We start from the raw sequence: 15,006 nt of genomic DNA, 5'->3' as shown, positions 1-15,006 counted from the left end.
CCATGGAAGACCGATGACCGAAGTCGATGTGAACGTCGCAGCCACGCGAAGGGGCGCCGCACCCGATCGGTGCGGCGCCCCTTCGCGAACGGGAACGAGTCGGCGTCAGCCCTCGACGCCCAACTGCTGCAGGATCAGCTCCTTGACGCGGGCCGCGTCGGCCTGACCCCGGGTGGCCTTCATGACCGCGCCGACGAGGGCGCCGACCGCCGCCACCTTGCCGCCGCGGATCTTGTCCGCGATGGCCGGGTTGCCGGCGATGGCCTCCTCGACGGCCGCCGTCAGCGCGCCCTCGTCGGAGACGACCTTCAGGCCGCGCTTGTCGACGACCTCGTCGGGCGTGCCCTCGCCCTTGAGGACGCCGTCGATGACCTGGCGGGCCAGCTTGTCGTTCAGCTCACCGGCGGTGACGAGCGCGGAGACCCGCGCCACGTGCTCCGGGGTGATCGGCAGCGAACCGAGGTCCACGCCCTGCTCGTTGGCGTTGCGGGCCAGCTCGCCCATCCACCACTTGCGGGCGGAGACGGCGTCCGCGCCCGCGTTGATCGTGGCGACGATCGGGCCGATGGCACCGGCGTTGAGGATCGACTGCATGTCGTGGGCGGAGACGCCCCACTCCTCGCGCAGCCGGTTGCGCTGGGCCAGCGGCAGCTCGGGCAGTTCGGCGCGCAGGGCCTCGACCCACTCGCGGGACGGGGCGACCGGCACCAGGTCGGGCTCCGGGAAGTAGCGGTAGTCCTCCGCCTCTTCCTTCACCCGGCCCGACGTGGTCGAACCGTCTTCCTCGTGGAAGTGCCGGGTCTCCTGGATGATCGTCCCGCCCGCGCCGAGGACGGCGGCGTGGCGCTGGATCTCGAAGCGGGCGGCCCGCTCCACGGAGCGCAGCGAGTTGACGTTCTTCGTCTCGGAGCGGGTGCCGAACTTCTCCTGGCCGTGCGGGCGCAGCGAGAGGTTCACGTCGCAGCGCATCTGGCCCTGCTCCATGCGGGCCTCGGAGACGCCGAGGGCCTTGATGAGCTCGCGCAGCTCGGCGACGTACGCCTTGGCGACCTCGGGAGCACGCTCCCCCGCACCCTCGATCGGCTTGGTGACGATCTCGATGAGCGGGATGCCCGCGCGGTTGTAGTCGAGCAGGGAGTGCGAGGCGCCGTGGATACGGCCGGTGGCGCCGCCGACGTGCGTCGACTTGCCGGTGTCCTCCTCCATGTGGGCGCGCTCGATCTCCACGCGGAAGACCTCGCCGTCCTCCAGCTGGACGTCCAGATAGCCGTTGAAGGCGATCGGCTCGTCGTACTGGGAGGTCTGGAAGTTCTTCGGCATGTCCGGATAGAAGTAGTTCTTCCGGGCGAAGCGGCACCACTCGGCGATCTCGCAGTGCAGCGCGAGGCCGATCTTGATGGCGGACTCCACACCGATCTCGTTGACGACCGGCAGCGCGCCGGGCAGGCCGAGACAGGTGGGGCAGGTCTGCGTGTTGGCGTCCTGCTTCAGCTCCGTGGAGCAGCCGCAGAACATCTTGGTCTTCGTGCCGAGCTCGACATGGACCTCAAGGCCCATGACCGGGTCGTACGTCGCGAGCGCGTCCTCGTACGACACCAGCTCGGGGGTGGTCGTGGCAGTCACGGTGTTGGAACTTCCCTCTCAGCCGAGCAGAACGTCGTCGTCGCCGATGCGCTTCAGCTCACGCACCAGGATGGCGATGCCCGTGACGATGGCGGCGGCGGAGACGACCGCGTCGACGAGCCCCAGCGTGTCGTGCTCGGCACGGGCCTTCTTGACCTGCTTGAGCGTGCTGAGCGCGCCGAACGCGGTGGTACCGATGGACAGATACGTGCCGGTCTTGGACTTCTTGAAGCCCTTGGCCTTGGCCAGTTTGCTCGATGACTTGTTGCTCACAGCGACGGTGCCTCCTCAAGGAGCGGGTGGCCCCACTTTTCCACGAAGGCGGCCTCGACGGCTGCGCCCACCTTGTAGAGACGGTCGTCCTTCAGGGCGGGGGCGATGATCTGCAGTCCGACGGGCAGACCGTCCTCCGGCGCGAGGCCGCAGGGCAGCGACATGGCGGCGTTGCCCGCCAGGTTGGTCGGGATGGTGCAGAGGTCGGCCAGGTACATCGCCATCGGGTCGTCGGCGCGCTCGCCGATCGGGAAGGCGGTGGTGGGCGTGGTCGGCGAGACGATCACGTCGACCTGCTCGAAGGCCTTCTCGAAGTCGCGCGTGATGAGCGTGCGGACCTTCTGGGCGCTGCCGTAGTACGCGTCGTAGTAGCCGGAGCTGAGCGCGTACGTACCGAGCATCACCCGGCGCTTGACCTCGTCGCCGAAGCCGGCCTCGCGGGTGAGCGCGGTGACCTCCTCGGCGGACTTCGTGCCGTCGTCACCGACGCGCAGGCCGTAGCGCATGGCGTCGAAGCGGGCCAGGTTCGAGGAGCACTCGGACGGCGCGATCAGGTAGTACGCCGACAGGCCCAGGTCGAAGGACGGGCAGTCCAGCTCGACGACCTCGGCGCCGAGGGACTTGAGCAGCTCGACGGACTCGTCGAAGCGCTGCATCACCCCGGCCTGGTAGTGCTCGCCGCGGAACTGCTTCACGACGCCGACGCGCATGCCCTGGACCGAGCCGTTGCGGGCGGCCTCGACGACCGCGGGGACCGGGGCGTCGATGGACGTGGAGTCCAGCGGGTCGTGCCCGGCGATGACCTCGTGCAGCAGGGCCGCGTCCAGGACCGTGCGGGCGCAGGGGCCGCCCTGGTCCAGGGAGGACGAGAACGCCACCATGCCGTAGCGGGAGACGCCGCCGTAGGTCGGCTTGACGCCGACCGTGCCGGTGACGGCCGCGGGCTGGCGGATGGAGCCGCCGGTGTCGGTGCCGATGGCGAGCGGGGCCTCGTACGCCGCGAGGGACGCGGAGGAGCCGCCGCCGGAGCCGCCGGGGATGCGGGTGAGGTCCCACGGGTTGCCCGTCGGCCCGTACGCGCTGTTCTCCGTCGAGGACCCCATGGCGAACTCGTCCATGTTGGTCTTGCCGAGGATGACGACGTCGGCGGCCTTGAGCCGCTTGGTGACGGTGGCGTCGTACGGCGGGATCCAGCCTTCGAGGATCTTCGAACCGACGGTCGTCGGAACGCCCTCGGTGGTGAAGATGTCCTTGAGCGCGATCGGGACGCCGGCGAGCGGGCCGAGCTTCTCGCCCCGCGCGCGCTTGGCGTCCACGGCGCGGGCCTGCGCGAGCGCGCCCTCGCGGTCGACGTGCAGGAAGGCGTGCACCTTCTCGTCGACGGCCTCGATGCGGGCCAGGTGGGCCTCGGTGACCTCGACGGCGGTGAGTTCACCGGCGGCGATCTTCGCGGCGATGTCGGCCGCGGTGAGCTTGATGATGTTGCTGTCCGTCATGACTTCTTAGTCCTCCCCCAGGATCTGCGGCACCTTGAAACGCTGCTGCTCCTGTGCCGGGGCTCCGGAGAGCGCCTGCTCGGGGGTGAGCGACGGACGGACCTCGTCCGCGCGCATGACGTTCGTCAGCGGCAGCGGGTGGGAGGTCGGCGGTACGTCTTGGTCGGCGACCTCCGAGACGCGTGCGACCGCGCCGATGATGTCGTCGAGCTGTCCGGCGAAGTGGTCGAGCTCCTCGGCCTTCAGCTCCAGACGTGCAAGGCGGGCGAGGTGGGCGACCTCCTCGCGCGTGATGCCAGGCATGCAGCGATCCTCAGGGGTGAGTGTGATGGTTTCGCCCCCAATCCTATGGGGCTGGCCGCGCTGCCCGCGCCCGAGTTCCCTCCGGCGCCGCGCGAGGGGGCCCTGCGGGGTGCTGGCGGGGTGCTGGCGGGGGTCCCGGTGAGGTGCCGGGGGATGGCCGGTGGGGTGCCGCACCGCCGTCGTTGCGCCACCCGGCGCACTGTTCCCCCGCTCCCCCGGTGAGCCGCCGGTGAGCTGCCCGGACGAGGGGCGGGGCGGGGCCGACCATGCGGGCATGGGACTGCGTCGCGCCCGCACCGGGCTCCGTACCGCCGAGGGCCGTCGGGCCCCGACCCTGGGGGCGCCCCTCGTCGGCGCGCTCCTGTTCACCGCTTCGCTCATCGCCTGGTGGTACGTCGTGACGGACCCGGTGTACGCCGGGGCGCGCAGCCCGGCCGACCTGAGCGTGTACCTGGACGCGGCGGACGCGCCGGACGAGGGCCTGTACGAGGGCAAGTACGGCATCCACGGGCTGCCGTACCTGTATCCGCCGTTCGCCCTGCTGCCGTTCCGTGCCTTCGCGGGGGCGGACCTCATGGTCGCGGTGCGGGTAATGGCGGGGGTGTCGATCCTCGCGATGGTGCTGGTCGCGTGGGCGGCGGCGCGGGCCGTGGCCGGGCGGCGGTCGGGGGCGGTCACCGCCGGGTTGGCGTGCGCCGTCGCCGGGGCGGCGCTGTGGACCGAGCCGGTGCTGCAGAACCTGGACTTCGGGCAGGTGAATCTCGTCCTCATGGCGCTGGTCGTCACGGACCTCGCGACGGCCGACCGGCGGCCGTGGAAGGGGCTCGGCGTCGGCATCGCGGCGGGCCTGAAGCTGACGCCCGGCCTGTTCATCGTGTACCTGCTCCTCACCCGCCGGTTCCGGGCGGCCGGGCTGGCGACGGCGGCGTTCGCGGGCACCGCGCTCAGCGGCTGGATCGCGCTGCCGGAGGCGTCGGCGGACTTCTGGGGCGGGGCGCTCGCGGGCAGCCCGGGCGGCAGGGAGTATCTGGCGAACCAGTCCCTGAACGGCGTCTTCGTCCGCCTCGGCTTCGGCGGCGACGGGGTCGGCGGGCCGGTGTGGGGCGCGGTGTGCGGGCTGCTCGTGGTGGCCGGGCTCGCCGCGGCGGCGGTGGCTTCGCGGCGGGGCCGTGAACTGGTGGCGATCTGCGTCGTCGGAGCGCTCACCTTGTTGTGCTCGCCGCTGTCGTGGACCCATCACTGGGTGTGGATCGTCCCGGCCTTCGTCCTCGCGGCCGACGCGGCGGCCCGGCGGGCCACGGCCCGCGCCTGGCTGTGGGTGGCTGGCCTGTTCACGCTGTTCGCGGCGTGGCCGATCCGCATCGACGGCTTCGGCACCTGGGACCCGACCCGGCCGCTCCTCCCCTACGGCCTCCTCTGGTACACCCCCCACTGGCACCGCGAACAGGACTGGGACCCGTTCCACTTCGTCTCGGGGAACTTCTATGTGTGGGTGGGGCTGGGGTTCGTGGTGTGGGCGGTCTGGGTGTTCGGGGGGTGGGGAGCTTCGGGGCGGGTGCGTGGTGTGCGCGGTGCGCGGGACGTCGGGGAGTCGCTGGGCGCGGGGGCCGAGGTGCCGGGGCCCGGGGCGGAAGTGGGGGCGCCGGGGGGCTCTTCAAGGGTGGGGGCGGAGCAGGGGGCCGCGGGGATTGGGCGGCGTCCGGGGTAGTGCGGTGGGGGCGGGGCCGGGGCGCTGAGGAGCGGGCGGGGCCTGGGGCGTTGAGGGCGGGTGTGCCCCGGGGGCGGCGTGGTGGCTGTCACGTCACTTGGCCGCGCGGGTGGGGGACGGTGGGGCCGGGTCCGGGGTGTCGGGGGTGGTGGCGGGCGGGGGCGGGTCGACGGCGCGGTGCCAGCCGCGTTCGCCGCGGGTGCGCAGCCACGCCGTCGTCTCGTTCGGCGGCATCGCGGCGGCGACGAGCCAGCCCTGGACGGCGTCGCAGCCCAGGTCGCGCAGGCGCTCCCAGGTCTCGTCGTCCTCGACGCCCTCGGCGACGACGAGCAGGCCGAGGGAGTGCGCGAGGTCGACCGTGCAGCGCACGATCTCGGCGTCCTCGTTGTCGACGGCGAGCCGGGCCACGAACGACCGGTCGATCTTCAGCTCGCTGACGGGCAGACGGCGCAGGTGCACCAGCGAGGAGTAGCCGGTGCCGAAGTCGTCGAGGGACATCTTCACGCCGTGGCCGGTGAGCCCGGCGAGGGTGTCGGCGGCGCGCTGCGGGTCCTCCAGGAGGACGTGCTCCGTTATCTCCAGCTGGAGCGCTCCCGCGGGCACTCCGTGGCGGGCAAGGCGTGCGGCGACGGCGCCCGCGAAGCCGGGGGTGTGCACGTCGCGCGGCGACACGTTCACCGCGACCGGGACCTTCAGGCCCTGCGCCCGCCACCTGGCGACCTGGGCGAGGGCGGACTCCAGGACGTACTCCGTGAGGTGCGGCATGAGCCCGGACGACTCGGCGATGGCGATGAACTCGTCCGGCGGCACCTTGCCCCGCTCCGGGTGCACCCAGCGCACCAGCGCCTCGAGGCCGGCGACCTGCCCGTCGAAGCGCACCTTCGGCTGGTAGTGCAGCTCCACGTCGCCCGCGTCCAGGGCGCGGCGCAGATCGCCGAGGAGGCCGAGCCGGTCGGGGGTGTTGGAGTCGCGCTTGGACTCGTACACCTCCACGCCCGTGCGGTCCCGCTTGGCCTGGTACATCGCCACGTCCGCGCGCCGGAGCAGCCCTTCGGCGTCGAGCGCGTGGTCGGGGAAGACGGCGAGCCCGGCGCTTGCCTCAAGGACGAGGGTGAGGCCGTCCAGGTCCAGGGGGGAGCCGAGGGCGGCGACCAGGGAGCGGGCGACGCGCGTGGCCGACGTGGTGGAGTCGGCGACCGGGAGCAGCACCGCGAACTCGTCGCCGCCGAGCCGGGCCGCCTCCGCGCCGCGCGGCAGCGCGAGCCGCAGCCGGTCGGCGATCTGCAGCAGCAGCCGGTCACCGGCGAGGTGGCCGAGGGTGTCGTTGACCGAGCGGAAGCGGTCCATGTCGATCAGCATCAGGGCGGAGCGCGCACCGATGCGCTCCGCGTCGTCGAGGGCCGTCCAGGTCCGCTCCAGGAGCCACTGCCGGTTGGGCAGTCCGGTCAGCGGGTCCCGCAGCTGCTCCTCGGCTCTGGCGCGCGCGATCCACAGCGTCGAGTCCAGGGCCACGAGGGGGATGGTGAACAGGGGCAGGAGCAGCGGCAGGGACATCGCGACGACGCAGATCAGCGGCGCGATGCCGAGCAGGGCCACGCCGAGCAGCCCCTGTCTGACCAGCGCGGTGCGGGTGACCGTGGGCAGCGCGCCGGTGCGCGGGGCGTGCACGTACCAGAGCAGGACGCGGGTGACGGCGAGATACGCGACGGCGACGAGGGCGACCTCGGGTGCCGTGTAGAGGTCCCAACTCTCCGGGTTCCAGGGGTCGTCGGCCGCCGGCGCGGTGCCGAACGCGGCGAGGGTGAGGGCGCCCGCGCCGATGCCGAGGATGTCGACGGCGCCGTGCAGCACGCCCTGTCGCCAGCGGTGGCGGCGGGCGACGCCGACGAGGACGACGACGGTGAGGCTGACCATGCCCGCGGGCATCCAGCCGTACAGCAGCAGTACGGCGACGGTCAGCGCGCCGCCGGAGCCCGTGCCGCCCCACCAGCGGTCGCGGCCGAGCGCGACGAGGTGGCCGACGATGAGGCCGGTCAGGACGGCGAGGGACCAGCCGACCGTGCCGGAGGGGAAGAGCGGGTGGCCGCCGGTGAACGCGTGGAAGAAGCCCGTGCCGAGGACGACGGCGGCCGCCGCGACGACGGCCGCGGGCAGCAGCTGCCAGCTCCCGCGCCCCTCGGCCTCCTCGCCCCTGTCGACCCCGTCCACCCCGGACCCGTCGAGGGCGCCCTGGCCCCGCGCGTCCGTCCCGCGCCCGCCGCGCCACAGCCCGCGCCGCGCACCGCCGCCCGAGGAGTCCGCCCCGCCGCCGCGCAGGGCTCCCCGAGCGGTCGAGGCATCCCCGCCGACGGCACCACCTCCGATCCTGCCGATCCCGACCCCGCCGGTCTCCACAGCACCGATCCCGACCCCGCCGGTCCCGGCGCCACCAGCACCGACACCGCCCGTACCCATACCCCCGTCACCGCCGCCGTCGACCCCGGCCACCGCACCCCGGACGCTCCCGGCGTCACCGCCCGCGTCGCCGCCCATGCCTCCCGCGGCACCGCCGGAAGCCGTCACCGTGCCGGAGGCTGTCACGGGATCCGAGGTCACCACGGCCCCCGAAGTCGTCACCGCGCCGGAAGCCACCACGGCACCCGAAGCCACGACCGCTCCCGAAGCGCTCGCCGTACCGCGCGCGGCCGCCGCGCCCACCGTGGCGCTCTCGGCATATCCGGCACCCGACGGGCCGTCAACTTCCGCCGCCCGCACGGCCGGTGACGCGGCGGACGGCGTGCCGCCCGCCGCGGTGTCCGTCTCGTCCCTGTCGGGCCAGGGCGCACCGTGGCCACCCGCACCCCGCCGTTCACCTTCGGCACTCGCCGTCACACCAGCCTCCGCCGGGACCGCAGTTCCGTGACCGCCGGTTCCCCGCACAGGCGCCCGTCGTCCGCCCGGCTCCGGTCCCTCACCAACTGGCTTACCCCGTATGCCCGTTACTTCCTCCTGCGGGGCCGCATCGGGGCCGGAAACGGCCGCCCGGCCGAGGATCGCGTCCGCGTCCGCGCCGCCCGAGGTCCAGGCGCGCTCGCGGGGACGGAAGCCGGGCGTCCCGTCGACCCGCGCGGCCGAGGCGTCATTCGGGTCGCGCACCGTGTCGCGCGCACGCCCGCGCCGGGCGCCGAGCACGCGCCGCAGGCGTGACCGCAGCCATGAGTCCGGGGCGACGCTCTCGGTCGGTTCCATTCCCGTCCCTCTCACAGCCGGCGGTGCCCACGCCACGCGGAGCCACGCGGACTTGAAGATCCCTGGACAGCCGCGTCCGAAAACCCTGCCCCGGCTCTCGGCGAGCAGGGGAGACCCCATCCGCAGCGGGGCACGGCAGGCGCACACCTCAACAGTAGGCCGCAGAAGGCTTCCACGGGCAGCGGTCGTCTACGGTTGCCCGAATGCGACCCGGCCACCCGTATGCATCTGATATGCGCTGAACGGGTGGCCTTCAACCGCTATTCTTCGGCCGGAAGTGCGGCTTCCCGGGCGGCGTCCGCCCCTAGTTCGAGCAGGACGGCGAAGCCGTCCTCATTCAGAACCGGAACCTTCAGTTGCATGGCCTTGTCGTACTTCGAACCGGGGTTGTCCCCCACTACGACGAATCCCGTCTTCTTTGAAACGGAACCGGTGACTTTCGCTCCGCGGCTCTGCAGCGCCTCTTTCGCGCCATCCCGGGTGTGGTTCACCAGGGTGCCCGTGACGACGACGGTGAGTCCTTCCAGGGGACGCGGCCCTTCGTCCTCTCCCCCGCCCTCTTCCTCCATCCGGACCCCGGCGGCGCGCCACTTGCGCAGGATCTCCCGGTGCCAGTCCTCGGCGAACCACTGCTTGAGGGACTCCGCGATGGTCTTGCCGACGCCCTCGACGGCCTCCAGCTCCTCCACCGAGGCCTGCTCGATGCGGTCGATGGAGCGGAACTCGCGGGCCAGCGCCTCGGCGGCGACCGGGCCCACATGGCGGATGGACAGGCCGGTGAGGACGCGGGCGAGCGGGCGCTCCTTGGCCGCCGCGATGTTCTCCAGCATGGCGAGCGTGTTCTTCTTCGGCTCGCCCTCCTGGTTGGCGAAGAAGGTCACGACCTTTTCCTCGCCGGTCTTCGGGTCGCGCTTGGGCAGGCCGGTGTCCTGGTCGAGGACGTAGGACTTGATGGGAAGCAGTTCCTCGACCTTCAGGTCGAAGATGTCGCCCTCGTCGAGGATCGGGGGCTCGGCGGGCTCAAGGGGCTTTGTCAGCGCGGCCGCGGCGACGTACCCGAAGTTCTCGATGTCGAGGCATTTGCGGCCCGCGAGATAGAACAGGCGCTCGCGCAACTGGGCGGGGCACGTCTGTCCGTTCGGGCAGCGGAGGTCGATGTCGCCCTCCTTCATGGGCCGCAGCGCCGTGCCGCACTCGGGGCACTCGGCGGGCATCACGAACTCCCGCTCGCTGCCGTCGCGCAGGTCGACGACCGGGCCGAGGATCTCCGGGATGACGTCGCCCGCCTTACGGAGGACCACCGTGTCGCCGATGAAGACGCCCTTGGCCTTCACCACCTCCTGGTTGTGCAGGGTGGCGAACTCGACCTCGGAGCCCGCGACGGTGACGGGCTCCACCACGGCGTACGGCGTGACGCGGCCGGTGCGGCCGACGCCGACTCTGATGTCGACGAGCTTGGTGTTGACCTCCTCGGGCGCGTACTTCCACGCGATGGCCCAGCGCGGGGCGCGGGAGGTGGAGCCGAGGCGGCCCTGGAGCGGGATCTCGTCGAGCTTGACGACGACGCCGTCGATCTCGTGCTCCACGGAGTGGCGGTTCTCGCCGAAGTACGTGATGAACTCGCGGACGCCGTCGAGTCCGTCGACCACCTTGTTGTGCTTGGCGGTGGGCAGGCCCCACTCGCGCAGCAGGCCGTACGCGTGCGACAGGCAGTCGATGTCGAAGCCCTCGCGGGCACCGATGCCGTGCACCACCATGTGCAGCGGGCGGGTCGCCGTGACCCGGGGGTCCTTCTGGCGCAGCGAACCCGCCGCCGCGTTGCGCGGGTTGGCGAAGGGCTTGTCGCCGGCCTCCACCAGGCGGGCGTTCAGCTCCTCGAACTTCTCCATGGGGAAGAAGACCTCGCCGCGGATCTCGACGAGGGCCGGGACGCGGTCGCCCTTGAGGCGCTCGGGGATGTCCGCGATGGTGCGGACGTTGGGCGTGATGTCCTCGCCGGTGCGGCCGTCGCCGCGGGTGGCGGCGCGGGTCAGGCGGCCGTTCTCGTACGTCAGGTTGACCGCGAGGCCGTCGATCTTCAGCTCGCACAGGAAGTGGTGGTCGCCGGTGCCGACCTCCTTGGCGACGCGGTCGGCCCAGGCGGCCAGCTCCTCGTCGTCGAAGGCGTTGTCGAGGGACAGCATCCGCTCGCGGTGCTCGACGGAGGCGAAGTCGGTCTCGTAGGAACCGGCGACCTTCTGGGTCGGCGAGTCCGGTGTGCGCAGCTCCGAATACCGCTCCTCCAGGGCCTCCAGCGAGCGCAGCAGCTTGTCGAACTCGGCGTCGCTGACGACGGGCTGGTCCTTCACGTAGTACCGGAAGCGGTGCTCCTCGATCTGTTCGGCGAGCTGGGCATGCTCGTCGCGTGCCTCGGCCGGCACCGTGCCTTCCTGTTCGACAGCCACCGTCTCGTCCTCCCGTTACCTTCAGACCCAGTTGCTCAGCGTTACTCAGGAGAGTCCGCGAGTGATCTCGCCGCCCGGGCGCAGTGCGCGAGCACCGCACGGGCATATGCGGGCGAAGCACCCGCGAGACCGCACGACGGCGTGACCGTGACCGACTCCGCGAGTGACCCCGGATTCAGCCCCAGCCTGCGCCACAGCGTCCTGACACCCATGACGCTACCGGCAGGGTCTGACAATGGGCCGTCCGTGCCCGGTACGACACCGGCGAACAGCTTCGTGCCTGCCTCGACGGCTTCGCCGAGCACCTCGTCATCACGCTCGGTGAGCAGCGAGAAGTCGAACGACACGGCGTCCGCGCCCGCCCTGCGCAGCAGCGCGAACGGTACGTCGGGCGCGCAGGAGTGGACCAGCGCGGGGCCGTCGTGGACGGCGAGGACGTCGCGCAGCGCGCTCTCGACGAGCTGGCGGTCCACGGCGCGGTGCGTGCGGTACTGGCTCGCGGTCCTGATCTGTCCGCGCAGCACGGCGGTGAGCGAGGGCTCGTCGAGCTGGAGGACGAGGTCCGCGCCCGGCACCCGCCGCTGGACCTCCGCGAGGTGGCCGCGCAGCCCCTCGGCGAGGGATCCGGCCAGGTCCCGGCAGGCGCCGGGGTCGGAGAGCGCGGCCTCGCCGTTGCGCAGCTCCAGGGCGGCCGCGAGCGTCCAGGGGCCGACGGCCTGGACCTTCAGCGGGCCCGTGTAGCCCTGCGTGAACTCCTCCAGGGCGTCCAGGTCCTCGCCGAGCCAGGACGCCGCGCGGCGCGTGTCGCGCCCCGGCCGGTCGCCGAGGCGCCAGCCGCTGGGCTCCACGCGCGCGTACAGCTCGACGAGCATCCCGGCCGTGCGGCCGATCATGTCGGCGCCGGGGCCGCGCGCGGGCAGCTCGGCCAGGTACGGCATGCCGTGCTCGGCTCCGTCGAAGGTGCCGGTGACGGTCTTCGCGGTCTCGCGCGCGTCGCCTCCGGGCATCGATCCGACGCCGGTGGCGCCGCCCCAGCGCATCGTGCTCGCTGCCGTGCTCACCGCCTCGCTCACCGTCCCGGCCGCACCGTCAGGTCGTTGACCTCGGCGTCGCGCGGCAGGTCGAGGGCCATCACGATCGTCGTGGCGACCGACTCGGGGTCGATCCACCGCGCGGCGTCGTACTCCTTGCCCTCCTGCTGGTGCACCTTGGCCTGCATGGGGCTCGCCGTGCGCCCCGGGTACACGGAGGTGACGCGCACACCGTTGCCGTGCTCCTCGTTTCGCAGGGAGTCGGCGAGGGCCTTCAGGCCGTGCTTGGACGCCGCGTACGCCGACCACTCGGCGCTCGCGCGCAGGCCCGCGCCGGAGTTCACGAAGATCACATGGCCCTGGGTGACGCGCAGTTGCGGCAGGAAGTGCCGGGTCAGCTCGGCGGGCGCGATCAGGTTGACGTTCAGCTGGTGGCGCCAGGCCTTGGGGGTGAGGTCGCCGACGGGGCCGAGGTCGACGACGCCCGCGATGTGCAGCAGCGAGTCCACGCGGTCCGGGAGGCTCTGGTGCGAGAAGGCCCAGGAGAGCTTGTCGGGGTCGGCGAGGTCGCCGACGAGGGTGCTCGCGCCCGGGAACTCGGCGGCGAGCTCCTTGGCGCGGCCCGCGTCGCGCGCGTGCAGCACGAGGCTGTCCCCGCGCGCGTGGAGGCGGCGGGCGACGGCCGCGCCGATGCCGGAGCCCGCCCCGGTGATCACATGAGTTGCCATGTGCCCATGGTCGCATTGCGGCCGGTCAGCGCGTGCCCATGGCCTCCTCCAGGTACGCGAGGGCGCCCACCGGCTCCTCCGCGAAGAAGACCAGGTCGGTCAGCGGCACCGGCAGGAAGCCCTCGTCCTCCATGCGGCGGAACTGCTCCTTCAACCCGTCGTAGAACCCGGCCGAGTTGAGCAGCACCACCGGCTTGGTGGTCCTGCCGTGCTTCTTCAGCTCCAGGATCTCGGTGGCCTCGTCGAGGGTGCCGGTGCCGCCGACCATGATCACGACGGCGTCGGCCTTCTCCAGGAGCAGCGCCTTGCGCTCGGCGAGGTCCTTGGCGATCACCATGTCGTCGACGCCGGGCCGGGCCTTGGCGGCGAGGAAGTCGACCGAGACGCCCATGAGGCGGCCCCCGGCCTCCTGCACGCCGTCCGCCACGACCTTCATCAGGCCCACATCCGATCCGCCCCACACCAGCGTGTGCCCGCCCTTGCCGAGCAGCTCGGCGAACTCGCGGGCGGGACGGGTGTAGGTCTCGGGCAGATCGGCGGCGGAGAGGAAGACACAGATGTTCATGACTCCCACCGTACGTTCCGCCTCTGACACTCCGACAGCCTCCGGCGGCACGGGCGTACCGGGAAGAATCGTCCCGGAGCGCGCGCTGTACCGGCAAAGGGCCACCTACGGAAGGCAACGCCATGGCCGAAGGGCACCGCATCACTGTCGAGCAGGGCACCCAGCACGTGCGCGTGACGCAAGGCGGCCGGGTGGTGGCGGAGAGCAGGCGCCCGCTGGTGCTGCGCGAGACCGGCTACCCCGCGCGCTACTACCTGCCCCCGGAGGACGTCCGCACCGACCTGCTGACGCCGTCGGAGACGCACACGTACTGCCCCTTCAAGGGCACGGCCTCCTACTGGTCGCTGCCGGACGCAGCGGACACCGTGTGGGCGTACCCCGAGCCGAAGCCGGAAGTGGCCCGGATCAAGGACCACTTCTGCTTCTACGAGGTGGAGGAGGTGGCGGCCGCCTGAGCCGCGATGGCAGGGCGTGCTGGGTACGTGCCCCGATAGGGGCGCGGGGAACTGCGCGACCAGCCACGACGCGCCCGCAGGTGAGGAGCCGCCGTTCCCGCGGGGCGCTACGCGGCGGTCGCCGTGAACGTCCTGCGGTAGGCGGCCGGAGAGACGCCGAGTACGGACCGCATGTGCTGGCGCAGCGAGTTGGCGGTGCCGAAGCCCGCGCGGTGGGCCACCAGGTCGATGGGCAGGTCGCTGGTCTCCAGGAGGTTGCGGGCCAGTTCGATGCGCTGGGCGGTGAGCCAGCGGCCCGGTGTGGTGCCGACCTCGTCGCGGAAGCGGCGCGTGAACGTGCGCAGGCTCATGCGGGCGTGGTCCGCCAACTCGCCGAGCGTCAGCGGCTCCTGGAGGCGCTGCAGCGCCCACGCGCGCGTGGGCGCCGTCGTGGCGACCGTCGGCTCCGGGACGGGCCGTTCGATGTACTGTGCCTGGCCGCCGTCGCGCCAGGGCGGTACGACGCAGCGGCGCGCCACGTGGTTGGCGACGGCGCTCCCGTGGTCACGGCGGACGAGGTGCAGGCACAGGTCGACGCCCGCGGCGACGCCCGCCGACGTGAGGATGTCGCCGTCGTCCACGAAGAGGACGTCCTCGTCGAGCAGCACCCTCGGGAACTCGCGCCGGAACTGCTCGGCGACCTGCCAGTGCGTGGTCGCGGGCCGGCCGTCGAGGAGTCCGGCCGCCGCGAGGACGAACGAGGCGCTGCAGAACGACACCAGGCGCGTGCCCGGGCGCACCCGGGCGAGGGCGGCGGCCAGCGGCCCCGGCAGCCCGTCGGCGGCCCTCGCGGCGTTGCAAGGGCCCGCGGGCGGGATCACCACCGTCTCCGCCGTCTCCAGGGCCTCCGGGCCGTGCTCGACGGCGGCGGAGAAGCCCGCCTCGGTCCGTACGGGACGGCCGTCCGCCGTGCACACCACCACGTCGTACAGCGCCCTGCCGTCCGCGTCCTCGGCGTTGCCGAACACGCGCGAAGGGATGCCCAGCTCGAAGGGGTACACGCCGTCCAGAGCGAGGACGACGACCCGGTGGGGGCGGTGCGGACTGCGGGAGGCCATGGCCAGATTCTGTCACATGATGGCCAAACTGCCAGCACTGTCGTCGGGCTCCGGG

General features: G+C 72.5%; 12 protein-coding genes. 2 read left to right on the top strand and 10 right to left on the bottom strand.

The window, feature by feature from the left end:
• Positions 1 to 105: 105 nt before the first annotated feature.
• Genes gatB through gatC form a run of 4 tightly spaced genes read right to left on the bottom strand, consistent with a single transcriptional unit; the run spans position 106 to position 3,695 of the window.
• Complete coding sequence (gatB, locus tag ACZ6AA_RS05745; protein WP_468452134.1) at positions 106 to 1,623, bottom strand: Asp-tRNA(Asn)/Glu-tRNA(Gln) amidotransferase subunit GatB; 1,518 nt, start codon at positions 1,621 to 1,623, stop codon at positions 106 to 108.
• Positions 1,624 to 1,641: 18 nt separating this feature from the next.
• On the bottom strand, positions 1,642 to 1,896 hold the full coding sequence (locus tag ACZ6AA_RS05740) for a hypothetical protein (RefSeq protein WP_468452136.1): 255 nt from the start codon (positions 1,894 to 1,896) through the stop codon (positions 1,642 to 1,644).
• Positions 1,893 to 3,392 (bottom strand): Asp-tRNA(Asn)/Glu-tRNA(Gln) amidotransferase subunit GatA, encoded by a 1,500-nt coding sequence (gene gatA / locus ACZ6AA_RS05735; RefSeq protein WP_468452138.1) that lies wholly within the window; start codon positions 3,390 to 3,392, stop codon positions 1,893 to 1,895. The genes ACZ6AA_RS05740 and gatA overlap by 4 nt, the downstream gene beginning before the upstream one ends.
• Before the next feature lie 6 nt (positions 3,393 to 3,398).
• Positions 3,399 to 3,695, bottom strand: coding sequence for an Asp-tRNA(Asn)/Glu-tRNA(Gln) amidotransferase subunit GatC (gene gatC, locus ACZ6AA_RS05730; protein WP_010984178.1), 297 nt, complete (start codon positions 3,693 to 3,695; stop codon positions 3,399 to 3,401).
• Between the two features lie 274 nt (positions 3,696 to 3,969).
• On the opposite strand from gatC, the gene ACZ6AA_RS05725 reads away from it, so the two are divergent.
• On the top strand, positions 3,970 to 5,403 hold the full coding sequence (locus ACZ6AA_RS05725) for a glycosyltransferase 87 family protein (RefSeq protein WP_471456418.1): 1,434 nt from the start codon (positions 3,970 to 3,972) through the stop codon (positions 5,401 to 5,403).
• Positions 5,404 to 5,496: 93 nt separating this feature from the next.
• Here ACZ6AA_RS05725 and ACZ6AA_RS05720 read toward each other — a convergent pair whose 3' ends face one another.
• From ACZ6AA_RS05720 to ACZ6AA_RS05700, 5 genes are all read right to left on the bottom strand, one after another.
• Entirely contained in the window at positions 5,497 to 7,935 is a 2,439-nt protein-coding gene (locus ACZ6AA_RS05720) for a putative bifunctional diguanylate cyclase/phosphodiesterase (RefSeq protein WP_471456634.1), read from the bottom strand.
• A 956-nt stretch (positions 7,936 to 8,891) separates the two neighbouring features.
• Positions 8,892 to 11,075 carry an NAD-dependent DNA ligase LigA gene (gene ligA, locus ACZ6AA_RS05715; protein ID WP_471456416.1) on the bottom strand — a complete coding sequence of 728 codons (2,184 nt, stop codon included), beginning with the start codon at positions 11,073 to 11,075 and terminating at the stop codon, positions 8,892 to 8,894.
• Between the two features lie 41 nt (positions 11,076 to 11,116).
• Positions 11,117 to 12,115: a methionine synthase gene (locus tag ACZ6AA_RS05710; protein ID WP_471456632.1), complete on the bottom strand. Its 999-nt coding sequence runs from the start codon at positions 12,113 to 12,115 to the stop codon at positions 11,117 to 11,119.
• A gap of 29 nt (positions 12,116 to 12,144) precedes the next feature.
• Positions 12,145 to 12,834 carry an SDR family oxidoreductase gene (locus ACZ6AA_RS05705; RefSeq protein WP_468452144.1) on the bottom strand — a complete coding sequence of 230 codons (690 nt, stop codon included), beginning with the start codon at positions 12,832 to 12,834 and terminating at the stop codon, positions 12,145 to 12,147.
• A gap of 25 nt (positions 12,835 to 12,859) precedes the next feature.
• On the bottom strand, positions 12,860 to 13,399 hold the full coding sequence (locus tag ACZ6AA_RS05700; protein ID WP_468452145.1) for an LOG family protein: 540 nt from the start codon (positions 13,397 to 13,399) through the stop codon (positions 12,860 to 12,862).
• A 122-nt stretch (positions 13,400 to 13,521) separates the two neighbouring features.
• Between ACZ6AA_RS05700 and ACZ6AA_RS05695 the strand changes: the two genes are divergently transcribed.
• Positions 13,522 to 13,854, top strand: a complete 333-nt coding sequence (locus ACZ6AA_RS05695) for a DUF427 domain-containing protein (RefSeq protein ID WP_468481940.1) — start codon at positions 13,522 to 13,524, stop codon at positions 13,852 to 13,854.
• Between the two features lie 107 nt (positions 13,855 to 13,961).
• Here the strand turns inward: ACZ6AA_RS05695 and ACZ6AA_RS05690 are convergent, their stop codons facing one another.
• Positions 13,962 to 14,951 (bottom strand): GlxA family transcriptional regulator, encoded by a 990-nt coding sequence (locus ACZ6AA_RS05690; RefSeq protein ID WP_468452149.1) that lies wholly within the window; start codon positions 14,949 to 14,951, stop codon positions 13,962 to 13,964.
• Between the last annotated feature and the right edge of the window lie 55 nt (positions 14,952 to 15,006).

It is taken from the genome of Streptomyces sp. NPDC040610 (assembly GCF_055594065.1).
This window is presented reverse-complemented; position numbering and strand designations above follow the sequence as displayed.